The sequence below is a fragment of the Phyllobacterium zundukense genome (assembly GCF_025452195.1).
GTDB lineage: Bacteria > Pseudomonadota > Alphaproteobacteria > Rhizobiales > Rhizobiaceae > Phyllobacterium > Phyllobacterium zundukense_A.
Genome location: NZ_CP104973.1, coordinates 1534130 through 1554823, shown reverse-complemented (window position 1 = coordinate 1554823; position 20694 = coordinate 1534130). Strand labels below are relative to the sequence as shown.

Below are 20694 nucleotides of genomic sequence, written 5' to 3'. Positions count from 1 at the left end.
ATTGGTTTGAAACGGGAAGGAGAAAAAATCATGACTGCCAAATCACCCCCTGTCCCCAAGGACAATCGCTCGCCCAAGGGAACCGGCGATGCCGCCAATCCTGAGGATAAGCAAGAGGCCCAACACGGAAGCGCAACCGACCATCCGGAAAAGCGCGGTCAGACCGGCAACACCAAAGTCAACACGACCCATCAGGGTTATCAGCAGGATCGTTGAGGTTCATCATGCCAACATCAACCAAGACGCCAGCCAGCATTCGCCAGGGAGGCCCGGGAGCCTCGCATGAAAATGCCAAGGCACCGCTCGAAATCCACAAGCCACCGGCCGAGTCCGATCAGCGCGCGAAGAGCAAGATATCCGGCGGCGGCGGCGAGCGAGATAGCCATCACACGCACGATCCACGGAAAAAGGCTGGAAAATGATCGCTCCACTCATGGGACAAGCATGAAAGGAAATTCCTATGGCGCAAGCCAGTAAGAAGCATTTTGGCAAAGGTTCACAGGGCAAAGGCTCAGGTGAAGGCGCAATGTCAAAGACGCCGGAGGACAAGATTCCTGAAAACAGGGTCCTGTCCAACAGGGACAAGGCACAGCACTCGCGTGAACGTGGTGCGGACGGCAAACAGATACAGACCGAACAGTACCATGATCATGCGGCAAACCGTTTGAACGACGATTGAGCAAGGCGCCGGTGCAACCATTCACCTTGGCGGCCATAGGGCTCCTGCACTGAGGAGGAGAATAGATATGAACCTCTTGGGTTCCGGCATCTCCGAACTGCTGCCATTCTTTGTCAGGACTTCCGTGACACAAAACGACAGCTCGAACGAGGGAGCGCTGTGGGAGATGGAACGTGGCTTCTGGCTCAATGATGCGGCCTACTACACGACGTTTCTGGCGCCCGATTGCATCATGGTGTTTCCGGAACCACCCGGCGTCCTCGTTGGAAATGAGATCACCGCGGCACTTGAGCAGGCGCCGCGCTGGGAAACGATCGAGATGGAGAACGGCAGCCTGGTAGAACTGGACACTCGCGTAACGGTGCTGACTTATCGGGCAATAGCGCAACGCGATGGCGATCCCCCCTACAGGGCGCTCTGCAGCTCCATTTACACGCGCACGAATTCGCAGTGGCTTCTTGTGCACCATCAGCAAACGCCGCTGCCGCCCGAACAACAGACCCCTATGAAGGATCGGAACCATGGTCGGAAGAAAAACACACGACAGGCAGATCGACATCATTGAAGGCCGCTTGAGTCCGGACAAGGAAGTGGACCCCGGGGCCGCGGAGCGCGATCTGAAACAATCGAAGGAATTACGCGAGGCCTACCGCAAGGGTGACAAACTTCGAGCTCCCCGCACCGATGCTGCCGATACAGGCAAACGCCCGGAAATCCGCGGCCTCAATCAGGAAAGTGGCCATAATAAACCACGCGCTGATGACTAAGAGACTGCGCGGCGCGGGAAGGGTTTTGCTCTTTGCACTCGACGCCGGGTCGCTAGTATCGCCGCTCCCGGCGAATCTCAATTGCGACTGGCAGGCAAACTAGCATACCAGGCCGCGACGGCGTGTATATCTTCGTTATCGAGTTTATGCGCGAAGGGTGCCATAAGCCCGGCGAAGGCCGTTCCACCTCTATCTTTTTCAGCGGCAAACAGATGTAACTGATCGATCAGAAACCGCCTGTTCTGTCCTGCCAATCGAGGAAAATCGGGACGGAAATTGGGCGTGTTGCCCTCTGGTTGATGACAGCTATTGCATGCGGGAATCTGTTTTTCGGCAATCCCTTCCCGCGCAATTTTCTGTCCCTTGAGCACGGTCGCATCGTCTGCCGATTGGTGCTGGGCCTGACCGGGCTCGGCCGGTGCCCGGTAGTAACGGGCGAGTGCTTCGATGTCGCCGGGCGTGAGTCCGGAAACGGCAGCTTCCATGATGCCGCTCTGCCGCCGGCCGTGAACGTAGCTTTGCAGTGCCGCACCAAGATATCGCTCGGACTGTATGTCCAACCGGGGAAACGCTTCGATGTCATCGCCCTTGCCGTCTTGTCCGTGACATCGAGTACAGCCTTTCGATTGCGGGAGATCGGCTGGTACCGCGATATGCTCGGATTCAGTCCCGAACGCTATTTCTCGGTAAGACGCAGCGGACATCGTCGACAGGACTTCAAGGAATGCGACCACCGCCCAGACCTCGTCGTCCCTATCCTGAGCCGGCCATGCTGGCATGCCCGTATACTTGATGCCGTGTTTGACGATCCAGAAGAGCTCGGCGGACTTCCACGTATCCAAGGTGTGTCCAAGCTGCGGTGGGGCTGGGGTCATCTGTCGTGCCACGGGGCTACCGTCCGCAAGAGGACTTCCATGACAATAAACACAGGCCGTCTCAAAGTGGGCTCCGCCACGGCGGATCAGCACGGGATCATTCAGATCAGGCGGCACGATGCCGATCGAATGGGTCTTCACCGACTGGCGCATCACGTAGTGCAGGAACCATGCTGTGATCTTGAAATGCCCACTGCTCGCAGCCACGTTGAATAGACCTGACCAGGCAGAAACGACAGCAATGAGTAGCCCTGCAAGGGCAGTTACTAGCACGAAGCGCGGGCGCATCAGCTCCCTTCCTTTTTACGCAGAGACAAGTCGTCGTGTGCACCGATGGAGGCACCGGCCAGGGCGAGGCCGACGCCAAGGTAAATCAACCCGCCCATGACCAGCATAATCACACCTCCGAGTTGCTGGTCTTCCTGAACACTCAAGTTGAGTGCCTTCGCTCCATCCAGACAGCTGCCGTAAAGAGGGCGAGACGCCAGCGCCAGGAGCGCACCAAGTAGCGTCATATGCATCGACGTAAAAAACAGAACCCCCGCTCCGACGAGGCCCGCTGTGCGCCTTGCTGTCTGGTAGGTGGCCAGCGCAAACGTCCAGACCACGACACCTATGAAGAGAAATGACGCCTGTTCAGCCAATAGCACCACGCTGTTGTAGCGCGCGTAATCGTGCAGGACAGGAACGTGCCAGGCCCAGATGAGGATGAAATCAGCCAGACTCGAAACGAATGCTATTGTGGCGATCACTATTGGGGACGCACGGGCTTGCAGAACGGGCCGCAGAAAGACTGCCAAAAGTGGCGAAGCGACTGCAACCACCAGCATGTGCGTCAACATCTGGAACGAAAAACCCGGTTGGCCGACGATGGCCAACGGCCCGCTCCAAGCCATGGCCAGGACAATAAGTCCCGCGGTGAGGCTAGCCGTTTCCTTCATCGGCATGATCCGATTATTGCGGCCGGAATGGCGACGTACAGGATACCGATAACAGATAATGCACATAGCATCAGCGTAACGTGCGCAAGGAAGCGATGCCGCTCCTCGGGCGTGTCGTGGTCATAATCCAGATCGCCATCCAGGCTGTGCCGCCATATTCGCAGCGTCGAGAATCCGATGTAGGCAACAGCTGCCACCGCAAGGAAAGTGACAAGAAATATCAGATGGCGGAGGGGCGCAAGGTCTGTGATCTGAGGGTATTTGGCACATAGAATCGCAGCCGCGACATAGCAGGCGAGAAAATGCAGCGCCCATATCGTCAGGGGCGCAAGCATCCGCCAAAGATTGTGGCCCGTTTCGGTTTCGCGTGTCATGGCGCCCTCATGTCAGGTTCGGGAAAGCAACGAGCGTGGCCAAGGCGACCACCGCGCTAAAACAGGCGAAGTGCCAGTATAAGGTGACATTCCAGATCTCCATGTCATATCGGGCAGTCAACCTCCCTGCATAAGCGCGGGCGATGCAGTAGGCCTGCATGATCACCCCCACAGACGTATGCACGGCAACCCAGATGACAATCGCCCAAACGGTCGCCGGATAGACATTGGCTGTTGGGTCCATTTTCGAAAACCAGGGACCAGCAAGCATGGCCAGAACGCCCAGGATCCCCAACGCTACTCCAGCATAAAGTGCGGATCGAACACCTGCAGGGTAACCGGCGGTGTTCAATCGCCGCGCCAAGAGCGTCGAAGCCCAAGCCAGGATGACCAGGCATGCCGAGCCTGCCAGCCAGTACGTTCCATTCCTGCCGTCTGCCCCTGGTGGAAAGTCGGTGTGAATGGTCCAGTAAAAAAAGTAGCAGAACATGAGACTGAGAAATGCCGTAAGATCGCCTGTCATGGTGATGAACATGGCCCACCAGCCAGTGGAAGCTGGTCCCGAGCGATAAAGCGGTACCCGGCGTTGAAGTCCGATATCTCGAAACTGCTTCTCGGGGATTTCGCCTGTGCCGGTCCACAACCACGACAAGACTGTTGCAAGCGTCAGAAAAGCGCTCGCGAGCGTGGATATCCACCAGTGATAAGTAGCAAAAATGAAAGTAGCGCCCAGAAAGATCGCGGCGAAGAGCGTGAGGAACGTCGGCCCGGGTATCCGGGCACATTGTTCGGGTTCAGCGTCCAAAACCGATGTTACGAGAGACTCACGTCTCCCATCCTCCGCGTCGGGCAAATAGAAACGCCCTTCGCGTACGTCCTGAACAAAGTTCTTTTGGTACCAGATCGGATAACGATGTCTGATGATGGGTATGGTGCGCATCCCAAAACTTTCATCGCGTTGCGCGAGCCATTCGAGCGTTCCGGCATTCCATGGATTGCCGTCCGCATCAGGTCTTTGCTTCTTGGGTCGCAGCACATCGATAAGGACGACCGAAAAACCGACGGCAAAGACGAACGCGCCGATTGACGAAATGAAATTGAACCAGTCCCAGCCCACATCCGCCGGATATGTGAACACCCGGCGCGGCATACCGCGCAAGCCCGTGAAGTGCATCGGCAGGAAGGTGGCGTTGAAGCCGACGAACATCAACCAAAAGGCAACCCTGCCCGCGTGATCCGAAAGCTTTTGCCCGGTTGCGAAGGGATAATAATAATACACGCCGGCGAGCAGTGGAAAAATCATGCCCCCGAATAGGGTGTAGTGCAGGTGGGCGACAACGAAATAGGTGTCATGTGCCTGGAAATCAAAAGGAGCCAGCGCAAGCATCACTCCGGTCAGCCCCCCAAATACGAAAATGGCGAGCGCGCCTGCAGCAAACAGCAATGGCGTGGACGAGACGACTTTTCCCAGTGCCAACGTAGCAATGAATACGAATATCTGAGCTCCGGTCGGGATGGCGACGGCTTCCGAGGCGGCGGAAAAGAACCCGAGAGACAATGACGGGAGCCCCGTGGTGAACATGTGGTGCACCCACAGTCCAAAACTCAGAAAACCCGTACCGAGGGCAGACAGGACGATCCATGAATAACCGACTATGGGACGCTGTGCGAAAGTCGGAACGATCATGGCCAACAAGGCGATGGAGGGGAGAAAAATTATATAGACCTCGGGATGACCGAAAATCCAGAACAGGTGTTGCCACAGGAGCGGATCTCCGCCCCGCTTGGGATCGAAAAACGGCCAGTCGAAGGCCCGTTGCAATTCCATCAGGTAATCGCCGACGATCAAAGGAGGAAACGCAAACAGAATCATGCCAGCCACGACAAGAACATACCAGGCGTAGAGTGGCGTCAGATTGATGTTCATACCGGGAGCCCGGAACTTCAGTACACCTACAATCAGTTCCACCGCCGCAGCGATCGATGAAACTTCGATGAATGACAGCCCGAGCAACCAGATATCTGCACCGATGCCGGATTGACGCGTATCCGTGGTCAGCGGCGGGTACATGAACCATCCGCCGGTCGGCGCGGCGTTGAAAAATATCGAGCCACAGACAAAAACACCGCCGATGAGAAATGACCAATAGCCGAAGGCGGACAGACGCGGAAAAGGCAGATCACGCGCGCCGAGCATTGCCGGCAAGATTAAGATCGCCACACCTTCGAAGACGGGAACCGCGAACAGAAACATCATCGCCGTACCGTGCATGGTAAACAACTGATTGTAGAGTTGCGCGGTTACAAGATCATTATCCGGAACGGCCAGTTGCGCCCGCATCAAGAGCGCCAGGCCGCCTGCGAAAATCAGAAATGCGAACGCTGTTGCCGTATACCAGTGACCTATGACCGAGTTGTTGACTTCAGAGAAGCGCCGCCATCCGACCGGATTTTTCCAAACCTCTCTGAGACGTTCCGTTTGCGCGTCCTGGACATGGGCTTGGCCCTGATGGATGTCGCTCATGAATACCATCCACCTATTTGAGACCCGTCAGGTAAGCTGCCAAATCCCGGGTTTCACCGGAGTGCAACATGTTGAATTCCGGCATGCGCACCGCGGGTTTCACCTTTCCTGTGTCACGCAGCCATTTTTCGAGGTTGGTACTCGTGTTTGCCAGAATGCCGGCTCCCACTGTTTTGCGGCCACCGAAGTGCGTCAGGTCCGGGCCGATCTGCCCCCTCGCCTCGGTACCACGGACCGTATGGCAAGCGCGACAGCCCGTGGACATAAACAAACGTTCGCCATTGATGGCGTCGGGCGAACCCGGACGAACTGCATCCGACGTTTCGAGTTTCAACCAGGCGTCAAACTCCGCTTGTGTTTGAACGACGACGGGAAACCCCATCAAGGCATGCGATGTTCCGCAATATTCTGCGCAAACACCACGATAGACTCCAGCTTTCTCCGGATGCAAACGCAAGTGGTTGGTCCGTCCCGGGATCATGTCCATTTTGCCGCCCAACACTGGTATCCAAAACGAATGGATGATGTCGGGACTTGTAAGTTCGAACTCGACCGTCGCATCAGACGGGATTCGGATTTCATTTGCGGAGACGACGTTCTCACCTCGAGGGCCCATATAGCTGACCCGCCACCACCACTGTTCACCGCTTACCTTGACAATTATGTCGGCTTTCGCGTCCCGGGCACCGGGAAGCAGGCGCAATGAGTGGACAAGCAGACCTCCCAAACAAATCGTGGGAAAAATTACGCCACTGATGAATATGAATAAACCGGGGCGAATCCCCGCAAAGGCTGAAGATGGAAATCTGACTGCTGCGAACGTCGCAAGGAGGACGAACAGCCATACTATGCCCGCCCCCGTGAGCATTATCCAAAAGAGTTTGGCCAGTTCTTCGGCTTCCTTGCCGGCAGGGTCGAGCGCGGACCGTTCGCCTGAACAACCCGGCAATCCAAACCCGAAAAGGCATACAACAGCTATTTTGCAGACCCCGCCAATTTTCATGCGCAATCTCACAATTACGGTTTTCGGCGATCCGACCGATGACGATAAAGCGTTCGCCTGGAGATTTAGTTCCGCCTATCTTAAACAAGGGCTGAATATGGTGTTTGCCGGGTCCTCCTTGTTTTGGTGCAACCACGGTGTTTGACCACAATGGCGTTGCCGATTGGTTGCGCCTGCACCGAATCCTTTGGCCGGTGCCGCTGCAGGCAATCCGATGGTGGAACCTATCCCTGGCGCTGATGTTACCGATCACAAGGTAACAACTTGGAAAGGGCATGTGGACCAGTGGAGGAAAGGGCGATGGACAGAACGAGCGAGATAGAACTGCGCAGCGGCAGCCGCATGCCGGTAATGGGTCTGGGAACCTGGCAGCTAAGAGATGATACAGTGCAGGCGGTCGAAACTGCATTGCAACTCGGTTACCGCCTCATCGACACGTCCGGTGACTATGGAACCCAGCAAGGGATCGGCGAGGGAATCCGACGCAGCGGTCTCGAACGTGCAGACATCTTTCTTGTGACCAAAGTCGAGGAGACCGACAATGCTTACGAGGCGACCCGTAAAAACCTGGACGAACTCCAACTGGATCATGCAGACCTGGTGCTCATACATCGGCCACCGCGAACAGGTTCCGGCGAGAGCCTCTGGCGCGGTCTGCTGCAAGCGAAAAACGAGGGACTTGCCACCGATATCGGCGTCAGCAACTACACGATCGAACTTATCGACGAACTGACCAACGCGACCGGCGAAGCGCCAGTGGTGAATCAGATCGAGTGGAGCCCCTTCGGCCACAGTGAGGCCATGTTGCGCGAGGCGACCAGACGAGGCATCGCGATCCAGGCCTACAGTCCGCTGACCCGCAGCCGGCGTCTGGACGACGACACCCTCTCACATATTGCAACGAGGTACGGCAAAACACCAGCGCAACTGGTCATCCGATGGAACCTGCAGCGCGGAACGATCCCGCTTCCCAAAGCGAATCAAGCCAGTCATATGGAAGAGAATCTCGACGTGTTCGATTTTGCCATCGACGAAACCGACATGAGGCAACTCAACATGTTGAACCAACATTATTCATCGTTGGGCACGCTCGCCTATCTGTGATGCTTTGGTTTGGCAAAATGCACCTCGCATCTGGATGGCAATGCCAAAATAGGATTACGACGTCAGGTTGCCGTTCAGACCATTCCTAAAGCATTCATGTAAAGCTCAAGAATCGCCTCCTCCTCTTTGCGCTCGTTGGCGTCCTTCTTGCGCAGGCGGACAATCGTGCGGATGATCTTGGTGTCGTAACCGCGGCCCTTGGCTTCGGCCATCACTTCCTTGATGTCGTCCTGGAGCGTTGTCTTTTCCTCTTCCAGACGCTCGATGCGCTCGATGAACTGCCGAAGCTCTGCCGCAGCCACACCTTCGACCCCACCCTGTGCTGCCAAATCATCCATGCTCATCTCTCGCTCCGTAAAAATTCATCTTGCGACTCAAGACCGGTCGCGCGAGCGGTTCCGATGCCCGACCAGTGCGTGGTGAGTCAAGACAATTGAGTCGGATTCGTCTGGTTGTGCGTGGTTCGACAAGCTCACCATGAGGGAGGTAGCGATTGCAACACCCATCATCAACGCTGCAGAACCCGGTCCCCTTTGACACAACCTCCCTCATGGTGAGCTTGTCGAACCACGCACGGCGCCCCCTCAATGTGCGGGCTTATTGGCCTCGAAAGCCGCTTTCTGCACATCGCTGGCCTCACGCTGATGCTTGGCCTGCCAGTCCGCATAGGGTTCGCCATAGATGATTTCGCGCGATTCTTCCTTGGAAAGCTCTTCGCCGGACGCTTCAGCCGCTTCGCGGTACCAGTTCGACAGACAGTTGCGGCAGAACCCCGCCAGATTCATCAGGTCGATATTCTGCACATCGCTGCGGGTTCGCAAATGCTCCACAAGCCGACGAAAAACAGCGGCTTCGAGCGCAATGCGCTGATCATTAGTAAGATTGCTCATTTAAACGTCCTCGATCGGGTCTGGTTCGGGGCCAGATGCTTTGCCTCATACATATTGGAGTTACGATTCACTGCGTCAAGAACAGCTGCTTTTGCCGATTGCCATCAACGGGAAATTGGCAATCAACGAAGGTCTTTCAAACCGAACAAGGGTTGTTTTCCATTGTTCATAGTCTGGTTGGCAATCCAGGCATCATTCTTTTGTCTTAGTGTTGCAGGAACTCTACGTGGTTACGTTGACAATGCTCGCGAAACTACCGAAAAGGGTGACCACGATGTAGGGTCAGGACCTATTAATATGATCGAAATGGCGCCTGAAACGGCAAGAAGATGCGAGGAGAAGCGTGAAGGGCGGGGCCTTCCCCCCGGCCGAGCGGTTCGACACTGCAGCTTGCAGCCGTTTCGGCGTCCGGAGGATATGGTCTTTTCGCCCGGCTACTTTGTCGCAAAGGCTTGAAAATGGATAAACATTTCCATCGCCTCTGCTCCTCGCATCCGAACGAAAAGCCTCATACCATTTCGACCAGATTAACAGGTCCTGACCCTTCGGAGGCAATATTGCGCAAGTGGTCTATATTCCACGCTGAACTGCATCAGCGGACGAGATTGGGCAGCTTTCTAGCGGCTTTTTTATTCATTTTCATTGCGGGCAGTTTTTTTGCGCCTGAGAAGGCCCATGCCGATTTTCGCGTCTGCAACACAACGCAAAATCTCGTCGGCGTCGCGCTCGGTTACCGGGCCAAATCCGGTTGGGTCACCGAAGGCTGGTGGCACGTCAATGCGTCCTCCTGCACAACGCTTGTGGTCGGACCGCTGACTTCGCGCTATTATTATCTCTACGCCGAAGACGCGCAGAGTGGCGGGCGCTGGGATGGCAGGGTGAACATGTGCGTCGCCGAAAACCAATTCAAGATTACCGGTATCAATGACTGTTTCGCGCGTGGCTTCCAGCGCTCCGGATTCCAGGAATACGATACCGGCGAGCAAACGAGCTGGATGGTCCAGCTTACGGAAGAAAATCCCCCCTCCTCTCCAATTGTAACGGATACCCCCGCTCCATGAGACGCCGCCGCAAGGTCAAAATTCTAGCCACACTGGGTCCCGCTTCCTCTGACGAAGCCATGATCCGCAAATTGTTCGAAGCCGGCGCGGACGTATTCCGCATCAACATGAGCCATGCCAGTCATGACCTGATGCGGGAGCTCGTGCGCCGCCTGCGCAATGTCGAAAAGGAACTGGGGCGACCGATCGGCATTCTCGCCGATCTGCAAGGGCCGAAGCTGCGCGTTGGCAAGTTCAAGGACGGCAAGGCCGACCTCGTTGCCGGGCAGACCTTCACGCTCGACGACAATGACACGCCGGGCGACAATACGCGCGTATTCCTGCCCCATCCGGAAATTCTCGAAGCTGTTGAGCCGGGTCACCGCCTTCTGATCGACGATGGCAAGCTCGCGCTTGTGGCGGAAGCTTCCGACGGCAAGCACATTCGCTGCCGTGTCGTTTCCGGAACGAAGATTTCCGACAAGAAAGGCGTCAGCCTGCCGGATACGACGCTCGGGGTCAGCGCCCTCACCGAGAAGGACCGGCGCGACCTCGATGCTGTCCTGCAGGAGGAAGTCGACTGGGTTGCCCTGTCATTTATCCAGCGGCCGGAGGATCTTGCCGAAGTGCGCAAGATCTCGCGCGGCCGCGTTGCCCTGCTGTCGAAGATCGAAAAGCCGCAGGCGGTCACCCGCCTTGAGGAGATCATCGAGCTCTCTGACGCGCTCATGGTTGCCCGCGGCGATCTCGGTGTTGAAATGCCGCTGGAGACGGTTCCCGGTATCCAGAAGCAGATCATCCGCGCCTGCCGCAGAGCCGGCAAGCCGGTCGTCGTCGCCACGCAGATGCTGGAATCGATGATCACGGCAGCCGTTCCGACGCGAGCCGAGGTTTCCGACGTTGCGACAGCCGTATTCGAAGGTGCCGATGCGGTCATGCTCTCGGCGGAGTCCGCCGCCGGCGCCTATCCGGTCGAAGCCGTATCGACCATGGCGCGCATCGCCGAGGAGGTCGAGCGCGATCCGAACTACCCGGGCATCATTCACGCCCAGCGTCCCGAGCCGAACGCGACAGGCGCCGATGCGATTTCGCTGGCCGCCCGCCAGATCGCTGAAACGCTCAACCTCTCGGCCATCGTTACCTACACCGCATCCGGCACAACCGGACTGCGCGCAGCACGCGAGCGGCCTCTCTTGCCGATCATCGCGCTGTCGCCGGTTGTCGAAACGGCGCGCAAGCTCTCTCTCGTCTGGGGATTGCACTGCGTTGTAACTGAGGATGCCAGCGACCTCGACGACATGGTCGATCGTGCCTGTCACATCGCCTATCAGGAAGAGTTCGGCAATCCGGGTGATCGCATCATCATCTCGGCCGGCGTACCGCTGCGTACGCCCGGTTCGACTAATATGTTGCGCATCGCCTATATCGGATCGGACGGGCTGACCGGCATCTGAGTGCTTTTTAACAAGGATCATTGCGTTCCGGCGGAAAAATGGAACGCAATGACCGGATTCCTACATAAGAACCACCGATTCCGATGCAAGAATCATCGATTCTGGCGCACGTTTTTCTACTTATGCAGGAAAATTGGTTGTGGCGACGTGCGTTACGTCCGCTGGCCGGTCAGTTCGTCGGCCAGCTCACCCGCCTGCTTCTGCGCCTCGCGCATCATCGGATAGACTGTCAGAACGCGCTCGAAAGCCTGTAAGGCGGCCTCCTTGCGGCCTGTATCCTTGAGGATCGCCGCCATGCCGGCCATGGCCCCGAAATGCCGTGGTTCAAGCGCCAGTGTCTTCTGGATATCCGCCATCGAACGCCCGTAATCGTTCACCAGAAAGTTCAGGGTTGCGCGTCTGTTCCAGCCTTCGGCATAGTCCGGCTTCATCACGACCACCTGGTCAAGAAAGTCGAGCGCGACCGAATACTTCTTTTCTTCCATAGCCTTACCGGCCCAGCCCATCATCAGGTCGATCGTGGGACTACCGGAATTCTGCCATTGCGCCTGGATCTGTGAGGCGATGCGCGCCGCCTTGACTTCATTGCTTTCGCGCTTGAGCGAGGCAAAAAGGTCGTCGAGCCGCGCGGCACGCTTCTCAGTCAATGTCTGGTTGGGCAAGGCGGCCTGTTGCGGCGGCGGCAGTTGATCCTGCGCGATGGCAATTGCCGGCGAGGCAAGTAAAAAAACAGCTGAAAATACAACAACGTTCCGCATGACACGAATGGTAATCCGTATCAGCGAAACGTCAAATGCAAATAACCGTGAGACGGGTAATATCAGCCCTGGCGTGCTTTGAAACGCGGAGCAGTCTTGTTGATGATATAGATGCGGCCCTTGCGACGGACCAGCTGATTATCACGATGACGGCCCTTCAGGGCTTTAAGCGAGTTCTTGATCTTCATTTCAGCACCGGTATCTTTCGCCCGAAACCGGGCACCAATAAAAAACGCGCCTTAAAAAGCGCGCCATAAACACGTTGCGGGGAAATAGCCAAGGATTACCTGCATTGTCAACACCCGGCTCACGATTCATGGCATGATTCATCGGGGAATCACGCATTTATTTATCGCTAGAGGCGTTTCGTGATCCGCGTCACATGGCCCATCTTGCGGCCGGGACGTGCTTCCGCCTTGCCATAGAGTTGCACGACAGCGCCGGTTTCCTTGAGGATTTCCGAAACTTTTGCAATGTCGTCACCGATCAGGTTCTCCATGACACAATCGGAATGCCGCCTCGTATCGCCGAGCGGCAGACCCGCGATTGCCCTGATATGCTGTTCGAATTGCGATACAGCGCAGGCCGCTTCAGTCCAGTGACCGGAATTGTGCACGCGCGGGGCAAATTCATTCGCCAGTACAGTCCCATTGGCAAGCACGAAGAATTCCATGCCGGCAACGCCGACATAGTCCAAGCCTTCCAACAGCTTGCGGGCTGCATCGGCGGCAAGGCCGGCTACGGTCGATGACACAGAGACCGGTACCGTCGAGGTCGCAAGAATGCCGTTCTTGTGGACGTTCTCGGTGATGTCATAAGTCTTTATATTGCCCGCTTCGTCCCGGGCCGCGATGACGGAAATTTCACAGACAAAATCGACCAGCGCTTCCAGTATGGCGGGAACACTGCCAATGGCGGCGAATCCTTTTTTGGCGTCTTCACCTTTTTTGCCGGAAAACCTGACCTGTCCCTTGCCGTCATAGCCGAAACGACGTGACTTGAGTATGCCTTTGCCGCCGAAGGCCAACAGGGCCGCTTCTAGATCGCCCTCGTTCTCGATGCTGAGCCATTGTGTCGTCTGGATCCCTGCATTGTTGAGAAAGCGCTTTTCACTGACGCGGTCCTGCGAGACTTTCAATGCTGCCGCCGATGGAAATACGGATTTGATTTCACTGAGTATTTCGGCCGAATCGACAGGAACATTTTCGAATTCATAGGTGATGACGTCGCAAAGTTCGGCAAGTTGTTCAAGCGCATTGCGATCGTCATAGGCCGCAACGATATGCTCGTTTGCAACTTGCGCCGCCGGACAATTTTCCTGTGGTTCGAGAATGATGGTTTTGTAACCGAGCCGTGCCGCCGCCATGGCGAGCATACGGCCAAGCTGACCACCACCGACAATACCGATCGTTGATCCAGGAGAAATCATGCTTATGCCTCGTCAGAAGGTCTCAACGCAACCTTGTCGCTTTGTGCCTTGCGGAAATCATCCAGCCGCTTTGCCAGCGCGGCATCGTTCAGGCTAAGAACCGCAGCGGCCAGGAGGGCGGCGTTGACCGCGCCGGCCCGACCAATCGCCAATGTGCCAACCGGGATGCCGGCTGGCATCTGCACGATCGACAGAAGTGAATCCTGCCCAGAAAGCGCCTTTGATTCCACCGGCACGCCAAACACGGGCAATGCCGTCATCGATGCTGCCATCCCGGGCAAGTGAGCAGCCCCACCTGCACCCGCGATGATCACCTTGAAACCAGCTTCGCGCGCGCCTTTGGCGAAGCTTACAAGTCTGTCGGGGGTTCTGTGCGCGGAAACAATGCGGTCGTCATGAGAGATGCCGAGACTATCCAGCGTTTCGGCAGTGTGACGCATGGTCGCCCAATCCGACTGGCTCCCCATGATGATTGCAACATCGGCGCGTTTGTCAGCCATTGAGCATCCTGTAAATCTGTCGGGAGGAATTAACGGAAAAGACTGACCGCCGCAAGCTGGCGACAGAACTGCAATATTCCGGATTGAGGTCAGGCGATAATATCGGGGGTGATCTTGTCTTCAAGCTCGATGAGCTTGTCTTTGATGATGAGCTTCTTCTTCTTCATTCGCTGGATACGTAGCTGGTCACACCCAACCTGGATCATTGCTTGTATGGCGGCATCGAAATCCAGATGCTCCTGTTTCAATCTTGCGACTGCCAATCGAATGTCAGCCTGATCCTGGTCGGACATGCAGTGATTCCCGGTATTCTTGCTGTAAAAAGAATCAAATCTCTGGCTGTGGACAACCTGCCTTCGCCAGCACGTCGCCATACCATATTTCATGGAACAAGAAAATCCTACGAAACAAATTCGACAATTGCCTAAAGTGATGGCACAGTGTCACGGCTCTGTCATAAACTTGCTGCTTGGCAAGCAGAGCATGCATACGTGACGAAACCAACCAAGGGAGAAGCCGGATGGCCATTGAGTCTCATCTTGAAACGCTTGAACGTAAGCATGGAGCGCTGGAAAAGGAAATTTCCGACGCGCTGTTAAGTCCCGCCTCCGACGACCTGACGATCAGTAATATGAAACGACGCAAGCTGGTGCTCAAAGAGCAGATTGAACGACTGAAAGCAGCCGTCACCCACCACTAACGACCCGGAAGGACCGCAGAATTCCAGTCGATAGCTTGAAGAAGCGTCGTACTGGCAGTTGGAAAAAACCCGGTTCCCGCAAAGGCGGTGAGCCGGGTTTTTTGTTGTAGGTGAACAAGACCTTTTGAAAAGCCAGCCTGTCGAGACAGCTGGTGTGGTTTTCGAGAACCGAAGCGCAATGGACAATCTCGTCCATGAGCACCGGAAGCGCAGAAAATCGCATCAGATGTCCGTTAGGGTGGAATTCTCAAAAAGTATTACTCGTTCCAGAACTGGTCGAGCCACAGGTTCAGATGAAGGAACCCGTTGTCATCGACAGCATAGATCCGCCGCGTGCCTTCGGCTTTGACTGACACAAGCCGCGCGTCTAAAAGCGCCTTGAGGTGTTGGGAGACGGCGGGACGGGAAATCGGCAGGCCTGTCGCCAGTTCGTTCACAGTTTTCGGTCCGCGTCTGAGCTCCTCGAGCAGATAGCGGCGGTTTGGATCAGAAATTGCTGCAAAGGCATCCGTTTCGACCATGTGAGAATAGTCATTTTAAACCAGCGGCAATGTCAACGAATTTCGTACTGGACCGGACTATTCGGGCAACGTCTCGGCACGCGGATCCAGCCTGACCCCTTCGGGCGTCACACGTTCGGAATGAACCGTCTGGAAGTTATCGCGCAGTTCGATCGGAACGGGTGCACGCATACGTGACCTTATAATCGCGTGAGCCATGATCGAAATATGCGCCAGCGCCGTTATGGCAAATAGACCCTCAGGTGCAACGCTTTCCATCGCCCACGCGCCAAGTATCGGCCCAATCATGGTGCCAAAACCATAGAGCAGCAACAGTCCGCTCGTGACTTTGACAAAGCTTTGCTGATCCGAAAAATCGTTCGCATGGGCAACTGCCACGGGATAGAGCGTATAGGCCAAACCGCCATATATGGCGGTCATCGCCAGAATGGCATAGGCGTGGTGTGGCGCGATTAGAAAGATCAAAAGGCCAATCGCTGCCGCAGCACCGCCGACAATGGCGAGAACATAGCGGCGGTCCGTGCGGTCCGACATGCGGCCAACCGGGATCTGCATTAGCGCACCGCCCATGACTGATGCACTCATCATCAGAGCGATCTCTGTGGTTGATATGCCCGTCTCCGCGCCATAGACGGCGCCAAGCGTTCCGAACGCACCATTGGCGATGCCGATCAGAATACAGCCAAGGAAAGCCACCGGAGAATTGCGATAAAGTGCCTTCAGATCGAGCTGCACTTCGGTCAGGGGCTTCGGGCTGCTGGCCGTGGAAATCGCGGTTGGAATGAGTGCCAGGCAAAAGAGAATGCCGGACAGCATGAAGAATGTTCCCGTATGCACGTCGCCGAAGCCGATCATCATCTGCCCGACGGTGATCGAACCGAAGTTCACCACCATGTAGAGGCCGAAAATTTGCCCGCGATTGGCATTGGTCGCGCGCTCATTCAGCCAGCTCTCAATCACCATGTAGGAGCCTGCCATGGCAAAGCCGGTCAAAGCGCGAAGGACGATCCAGGCAGTCGAATCGACGAGAATCCCGGTAAAGAGCGCGACAATCGCGGCGATCGATGCAAAGGCGCTGAAGGCACGGACGTGCCCTACACGGCGCACAAGCCGTGGCGCCAGCAGGCAAGAGGTGATGAAACCACCCGCCCAGGCTGTTCCCAAAAGACCGAGAGACGTCGTCGAAAAACCCTCCGCGCCACCGCGCAATGGCAACAGTAATCCGTGGAGACCGGATGCCATAACGAGGAAGGAGGTGCCACAGAGAAGCGCGAAGACCTGAATGAACGAACGGAACACGGCAAACCCTTCAAGCGAATGGGGAATGGAGCCAGCCTGGAGCAGGCTGGTGATGACTTCGTCTCAATCAGCAATGCGGAGATTTTAGGTCACCCGCAAATCTTTGTCGGCTCAGCGGAACAGCGCCTCGGCAGCGACCTTGCTGTCACCCTTGCGTGACCGCTCCTCCTCAAGACGTGTGATCTCGGAACGCAGCAGGACAATCCGCTCGTCAAGTTCGGCAACCGATAACAACGACAGATCTTGCCCGATATCGTGAACAATCTTGCGCCTTGGTTCTTCGTCGAAAAGTGACATTATTTCCTCCACTTGTCGTCCTAGTGTTAGAGGATACAGTCCAACTGCTTGGAATTGCAAATCATTCTGGCGAATCAATTCAGAGGGAGACCACCATGGCCGAAACAATTCCGACGACGATGACGGCGATCGAAATCACCGCGCCGGGCGGCCCCTTGGTCCTGAAGCCGGGCGAGCGCGGCGTTCCGGAGCCTAAAGCCGGTGAGCTTCTCATCAAGGTACGTGCCGCTGGCGTCAATCGGCCCGATGTGCTGCAGCGGCAAGGGTTTTATCCCCCGCCAGCCGGTGCGTCTGATATCCCTGGTCTGGAAATCGCCGGCGATGTCGTCGCGGTTGGCGAAGGTGTAACGCGATTTCGCATGGGCGAGCGAGTGACAGCGCTCGTTGCGGGCGGGGGGTATGCCCAATATTGTGTGGTACACGAAACCAACGCATTGCCGATCCCTGCGGGCTACGGTTTCATTGAAGCCGCAGCAATTCCGGAAACCTATTTCACGGTCTGGCACAACGTGTTCGAGCGCGGCGGCTTGCAGAGCGGCGAAACCTTTCTCGTGCATGGCGGATCGTCCGGAATAGGCACTACGGCAATCCAGCTGGCCAAGGCCTTCGGGGCCACAGTAATCACCTCTGCAGGTTCGGACGAGAAATGCGAAGCCTGCCGGAAACTCGGTGCTGACTGCGCGATCAATTATCGCAGTGAAGACTTCGTCGAGGCCGTCAAGGAGGCGACTGGCGGCAAGGGTGTCAACCTCACTCTGGATATGGTGGGCGGCGATTATACGGAACGCAACTATGAGGTCGCAGCGCTCGATGGCCGTATTGTGCAGATCGCCTTCCTGAACGGCGCCAAAGTCACAACGGACATATCGAAATTGATGGTCAAGCGTCTGACCCATACGGGGTCCACCCTTCGCAACCGTCCGGTCGAGTTCAAGGCGGGGATCGCACGCGAACTTGAGCTCAAAGTGTGGCCCTTGCTGGTCGAGCGCCGTGTAGCGCCAGTGATCGATATGATCTACCCGCTGCATGAAGCCTGGCGGGCCCATGAACGTATCGAAGACGGGCACCATATCGGCAAGATCGTGCTCGATGTGAGCTGACTAAAAAGAAGACGTCCACCCTCCTGTTCGGGAGGATGGACGCGAAAACTCAGTAAGACCGGCTCAGTTTGTTGCCTGAACCTTACCGATATTGAAGAACATGGTTTCGCCGGACGAACCGTCGACACCATCATTGTCGGTCACCGCATAACCATTACCCTCGGAGTCGACGGTAAAGCCTTCTAGCTTCTCCGCGACATAACCATTGCTGGCCTTCAGATCACCCATGAAGTCATGCGCCAGCGTCTTCTCGACTACTGGAAGCTTTTCGCCGATCTTGGCAGGCTTCAGCCCATCAAGCGCCACGCGGTACAAGCGCTTGTTGACGGCATTTGCACCGACCTGATTGTCGCGTTCGATGATGTAAAGCTGACCATCATGGGCAGTGATTTCGGACAGTCCTACCCAGCCCTTTTCGGTCTTGTCGAGCGGATAGGCAACCGCGCTCCACTCCTTCTTCTTGATATCGTAGCGCAGGAGCTTGACGAAACCCTTCTCGTCGTCCTTCCATTCGCGCTGGATCGGCATCCAGAGCACAGCGTCATCGCCTTCGCCAACACGGGTGATGCCTTCGAGACCGTAGCGTATCTGGTTTGGCAGCAGGTCGTCCGGCAGCGCGATTTCTTTCTTGATTTCGCCCTTGTCGTTCACATTGAGGATCGCATGCGGGACAAGCTTCGCCTGATCGCCCTCGTTGGCAAGCCAGAAACCGCCGTCGCCATCGGTGGTGAGACCTTCAAGATCGAGCTTCTGGGCTGCCTGGCCGGCGCGTTTGACCACTAGTGCGTTGGTGATTTTTGCCGGCGTCTGCTTGGCATCGATCGTATAGATCGTCGGTGCGGAATAATAAATCGAATCCGAAACGGCATAGAGCTTGCCGGATTCCTTCAGGTCACCGACGAGACCAGATAGCGCGCCCCAGCCGACAGGCGTTCCATCATCTTTTGTTGAAGAGACGATGAGCGGATAATTGGGAGTCTGATCCTTGAGCTCGTAGATCATGACATGCGACCGGGCACCGCCATCTTCGACGAGGTCCGATTCATTCGCCGTAATCAGAAGATTGCGCGACGGGATCGCAAGAACGCCTTCCGGCCCAATGCCCGAGGGCAGAAGTTGAACGAATTCCGGATCAGCACCCGTGTCCTTGTAAACGCCGACCATGGATGCGCGTTCGCTGGCAACGAAGAGATATGGCGTATCGCCAAACTTGGCGAATTCGGCTCCTTCGAGCTCAACACCCTTTTTGTTGCGCTTGTCCGGATAATGTCCAGCTTCCGCGATCTTGTATTCGAGCGAAGGGCCGGACTCGTAGGCTACCTTGCCGTCCTTCGTGAAGATGGTGAAACTGCGCGAACCACCCTTGTAGTCGCCTTCATTGGCGACAACGAAGCGATCGTTATCGAGCCACTTGACGGTGTCAGGCTCGCGCAGCACACCTTTCATGCTGCCGTCGAACTTGAAAGCTCCGTCATTCTTCACATCGATCTTGTCCAGATCGACGGTACCTGCGGAGAATTGGCTGACGATCTTGCCGGTCGCCGCATCGACAACAGCGATATGATTGTTCTCCTGCAGGGTCACCGCAATCTGATTCTGACTGTTGATCGAAACGAATTCCGGTTCCGCGTCCGTTGGTGCAATCTCCGAAAGACCGGTCAAGTCCACCGTTTTCATGGTTGCGCAATCCGGAGCGCCGTCTTTCAAAGAGAATATCTTGAGGTTGCCCGAGGGCATCTGCGGTATTGCGCCATCGTTCAATTCCTCGTCGCGCTCATTCTCGATGACGACGGCGGCAAAAGTCTTGTCGGGGGAGATCGCAACCGAATCCGGCTGTCCGCCGAGGTCGCAAGTCGCGTTGACCTTGCGTGTGGCAATATCAATGACGTCGAGCCGTCCTGAAGGTTTGGCTTTGCTTTCGGACGTATTGACAGCGGCCAGAACATTTCCGCCAACGGTCGCAACCGATGTTGGCTCGCCATCGACCTTGATGATCCCGCCCGCCTGCGGCTTGGCCGGATCAGTGATGTCAACGAAGCCGATGGCACCATAGGGGCTGTCGGAATAAATGAGCGTCTTGCCGTCTTCCGATGCAGTGATGATTTCCGACGATGTCGGCTTCGACTTGTCTGCGTCTTTCGGCAGATTGTCGGCGACAGGGAAACTCGCAATACGGTTGAAAACCGGTTCAGCGGCGGCGGGAATGGCAACGGACGCTGCCAGGGCAGTCCAGAGACCAAGATAGAGCGATTTGCGCGACATGTTCGGGGAAACCTCCTGTTATTGTTGGAGGATCGTTCGCCTAGCCGCATTGCAATGGAATGACAATTTCATGACAGTTTGATGAAACGCCCAGTTGTACTCGGTTGTATTCGAAACCGATTCTTGCTCATCGAACAAAATAACGCTATATAGGCGCCGAATTCCCGGAAATTGTGG

Annotated in this window: 27 protein-coding genes; 11 read left to right on the top strand and 16 right to left on the bottom strand. The window is 56.2% G+C overall.

The window, feature by feature from the left end; translation table 11 throughout:
• Nucleotides 1-30: 30 nt before the first annotated feature.
• From N8E88_RS19965 to N8E88_RS19945, 5 genes are all read left to right on the top strand, one after another.
• Nucleotides 31-216: a hypothetical protein gene (locus tag N8E88_RS19965; RefSeq protein WP_262295181.1), complete on the top strand. Its 186-nt coding sequence runs from the start codon at nt 31-33 to the stop codon at nt 214-216.
• Between the two features lie 8 nt (nt 217-224).
• Nucleotides 225-422 carry a hypothetical protein gene (locus N8E88_RS19960; protein ID WP_114431195.1) on the top strand — a complete coding sequence of 66 codons (198 nt, stop codon included), beginning with the start codon at nt 225-227 and terminating at the stop codon, nt 420-422.
• A 38-nt stretch (nt 423-460) separates the two neighbouring features.
• Nucleotides 461-679 carry a hypothetical protein gene (locus tag N8E88_RS19955; RefSeq protein ID WP_262295180.1) on the top strand — a complete coding sequence of 73 codons (219 nt, stop codon included), beginning with the start codon at nt 461-463 and terminating at the stop codon, nt 677-679.
• A 67-nt stretch (nt 680-746) separates the two neighbouring features.
• A complete protein-coding gene (locus N8E88_RS19950; RefSeq protein ID WP_262295179.1) occupies nt 747-1244 on the top strand; it encodes a nuclear transport factor 2 family protein in 498 nt (165 codons plus the stop codon).
• Nucleotides 1201-1446, top strand: a complete 246-nt coding sequence (locus N8E88_RS19945; protein WP_262295178.1) for a hypothetical protein — start codon at nt 1201-1203, stop codon at nt 1444-1446. Before N8E88_RS19950 ends, N8E88_RS19945 begins: the two co-directional genes overlap by 44 nt.
• A gap of 77 nt (nt 1447-1523) precedes the next feature.
• Here the strand turns inward: N8E88_RS19945 and N8E88_RS19940 are convergent, their stop codons facing one another.
• The 5 genes from N8E88_RS19940 to coxB are packed head-to-tail and all read right to left on the bottom strand — an operon-like array spanning nt 1524 to nt 7028.
• On the bottom strand, nt 1524-2609 hold the full coding sequence (locus tag N8E88_RS19940) for a c-type cytochrome (protein WP_262295177.1): 1086 nt from the start codon (nt 2607-2609) through the stop codon (nt 1524-1526).
• On the bottom strand, nt 2609-3262 hold the full coding sequence (locus N8E88_RS19935) for a cytochrome c oxidase assembly protein (protein WP_262295176.1): 654 nt from the start codon (nt 3260-3262) through the stop codon (nt 2609-2611). Before N8E88_RS19935 ends, N8E88_RS19940 begins: the two co-directional genes overlap by 1 nt.
• Nucleotides 3259-3636, bottom strand: a complete 378-nt coding sequence (locus N8E88_RS19930) for a hypothetical protein (protein WP_262295175.1) — start codon at nt 3634-3636, stop codon at nt 3259-3261. The genes N8E88_RS19935 and N8E88_RS19930 overlap by 4 nt, the downstream gene beginning before the upstream one ends.
• A gap of 7 nt (nt 3637-3643) precedes the next feature.
• Nucleotides 3644-6160 (bottom strand): cbb3-type cytochrome c oxidase subunit I, encoded by a 2517-nt coding sequence (locus N8E88_RS19925; RefSeq protein WP_262295174.1) that lies wholly within the window; start codon nt 6158-6160, stop codon nt 3644-3646.
• A 13-nt stretch (nt 6161-6173) separates the two neighbouring features.
• Nucleotides 6174-7028 carry a cytochrome c oxidase subunit II gene (coxB, locus tag N8E88_RS19920; RefSeq protein ID WP_262295543.1) on the bottom strand — a complete coding sequence of 285 codons (855 nt, stop codon included), beginning with the start codon at nt 7026-7028 and terminating at the stop codon, nt 6174-6176.
• Between coxB and N8E88_RS19915 the strand changes: the two genes are divergently transcribed.
• Together N8E88_RS19915 and N8E88_RS19910 are read left to right on the top strand one after the other, a co-directional pair.
• Nucleotides 6916-7308: a hypothetical protein gene (locus N8E88_RS19915; RefSeq protein ID WP_262295732.1), complete on the top strand. Its 393-nt coding sequence runs from the start codon at nt 6916-6918 to the stop codon at nt 7306-7308. The genes coxB and N8E88_RS19915 overlap by 113 nt on opposite strands.
• Nucleotides 7309-7463: 155 nt before the next feature.
• Nucleotides 7464-8267: an aldo/keto reductase gene (locus tag N8E88_RS19910; RefSeq protein WP_262295173.1), complete on the top strand. Its 804-nt coding sequence runs from the start codon at nt 7464-7466 to the stop codon at nt 8265-8267.
• 74 nt (nt 8268-8341) lie between these two features.
• Here the strand turns inward: N8E88_RS19910 and N8E88_RS19905 are convergent, their stop codons facing one another.
• On the bottom strand, nt 8342-8611 hold the full coding sequence (locus N8E88_RS19905; RefSeq protein WP_370637210.1) for a DUF2312 domain-containing protein: 270 nt from the start codon (nt 8609-8611) through the stop codon (nt 8342-8344).
• Nucleotides 8612-8851: 240 nt separating this feature from the next.
• Nucleotides 8852-9157: a DUF1244 domain-containing protein gene (locus N8E88_RS19900; RefSeq protein WP_262295172.1), complete on the bottom strand. Its 306-nt coding sequence runs from the start codon at nt 9155-9157 to the stop codon at nt 8852-8854.
• Between the two features lie 635 nt (nt 9158-9792).
• On the opposite strand from N8E88_RS19900, the gene N8E88_RS19895 reads away from it, so the two are divergent.
• Both N8E88_RS19895 and pyk read left to right on the top strand, forming a co-directional pair.
• A complete protein-coding gene (locus N8E88_RS19895; protein WP_112524623.1) occupies nt 9793-10218 on the top strand; it encodes a DUF1036 domain-containing protein in 426 nt (141 codons plus the stop codon).
• Nucleotides 10215-11651, top strand: a complete 1437-nt coding sequence (gene pyk / locus N8E88_RS19890; RefSeq protein ID WP_114431201.1) for a pyruvate kinase — start codon at nt 10215-10217, stop codon at nt 11649-11651. Before N8E88_RS19895 ends, pyk begins: the two co-directional genes overlap by 4 nt.
• Before the next feature lie 152 nt (nt 11652-11803).
• Here pyk and N8E88_RS19885 read toward each other — a convergent pair whose 3' ends face one another.
• The 5 genes from N8E88_RS19885 to N8E88_RS19865 form a co-directional block, all read right to left on the bottom strand.
• Entirely contained in the window at nt 11804-12409 is a 606-nt protein-coding gene (locus N8E88_RS19885) for a tetratricopeptide repeat protein (RefSeq protein ID WP_262295171.1), read from the bottom strand.
• Between the two features lie 62 nt (nt 12410-12471).
• Nucleotides 12472-12597 carry a type B 50S ribosomal protein L36 gene (gene ykgO / locus N8E88_RS19880; protein WP_091880250.1) on the bottom strand — a complete coding sequence of 42 codons (126 nt, stop codon included), beginning with the start codon at nt 12595-12597 and terminating at the stop codon, nt 12472-12474.
• A 167-nt stretch (nt 12598-12764) separates the two neighbouring features.
• The gene (locus tag N8E88_RS19875) at nt 12765-13838 is read right to left on the bottom strand and encodes a 5-(carboxyamino)imidazole ribonucleotide synthase (protein ID WP_262295170.1); all 1074 of its coding nucleotides are present in this window, start codon (nt 13836-13838) and stop codon (nt 12765-12767) included.
• A gap of 2 nt (nt 13839-13840) precedes the next feature.
• Nucleotides 13841-14338, bottom strand: a complete 498-nt coding sequence (purE, locus tag N8E88_RS19870; protein WP_262295169.1) for a 5-(carboxyamino)imidazole ribonucleotide mutase — start codon at nt 14336-14338, stop codon at nt 13841-13843.
• Nucleotides 14339-14427: 89 nt separating this feature from the next.
• Nucleotides 14428-14631 (bottom strand): YdcH family protein, encoded by a 204-nt coding sequence (locus N8E88_RS19865; protein ID WP_099997693.1) that lies wholly within the window; start codon nt 14629-14631, stop codon nt 14428-14430.
• A 227-nt stretch (nt 14632-14858) separates the two neighbouring features.
• On the opposite strand from N8E88_RS19865, the gene N8E88_RS19860 reads away from it, so the two are divergent.
• Nucleotides 14859-15038 (top strand): YdcH family protein, encoded by a 180-nt coding sequence (locus N8E88_RS19860; RefSeq protein WP_114431205.1) that lies wholly within the window; start codon nt 14859-14861, stop codon nt 15036-15038.
• 257 nt (nt 15039-15295) lie between these two features.
• On the opposite strand, the gene N8E88_RS19855 is transcribed toward N8E88_RS19860, so the two are convergent.
• The 3 genes from N8E88_RS19855 to N8E88_RS19845 all read right to left on the bottom strand — a co-directional run bounded on the left by N8E88_RS19855 (nt 15296) and on the right by N8E88_RS19845 (nt 17155).
• Entirely contained in the window at nt 15296-15559 is a 264-nt protein-coding gene (locus tag N8E88_RS19855; RefSeq protein WP_262295168.1) for an ArsR/SmtB family transcription factor, read from the bottom strand.
• A gap of 57 nt (nt 15560-15616) precedes the next feature.
• Nucleotides 15617-16801 carry an MFS transporter gene (locus N8E88_RS19850; protein WP_262295542.1) on the bottom strand — a complete coding sequence of 395 codons (1185 nt, stop codon included), beginning with the start codon at nt 16799-16801 and terminating at the stop codon, nt 15617-15619.
• Nucleotides 16802-16969: 168 nt separating this feature from the next.
• Complete coding sequence (locus N8E88_RS19845; RefSeq protein ID WP_112524575.1) at nt 16970-17155, bottom strand: DUF1192 domain-containing protein; 186 nt, start codon at nt 17153-17155, stop codon at nt 16970-16972.
• 95 nt (nt 17156-17250) lie between these two features.
• On the opposite strand from N8E88_RS19845, the gene N8E88_RS19840 reads away from it, so the two are divergent.
• Nucleotides 17251-18255, top strand: a complete 1005-nt coding sequence (locus N8E88_RS19840) for an NAD(P)H-quinone oxidoreductase (protein WP_262295167.1) — start codon at nt 17251-17253, stop codon at nt 18253-18255.
• 63 nt (nt 18256-18318) lie between these two features.
• Here N8E88_RS19840 and N8E88_RS19835 read toward each other — a convergent pair whose 3' ends face one another.
• A complete protein-coding gene (locus tag N8E88_RS19835; protein ID WP_262295166.1) occupies nt 18319-20517 on the bottom strand; it encodes an esterase-like activity of phytase family protein in 2199 nt (732 codons plus the stop codon).
• Between the last annotated feature and the right edge of the window lie 177 nt (nt 20518-20694).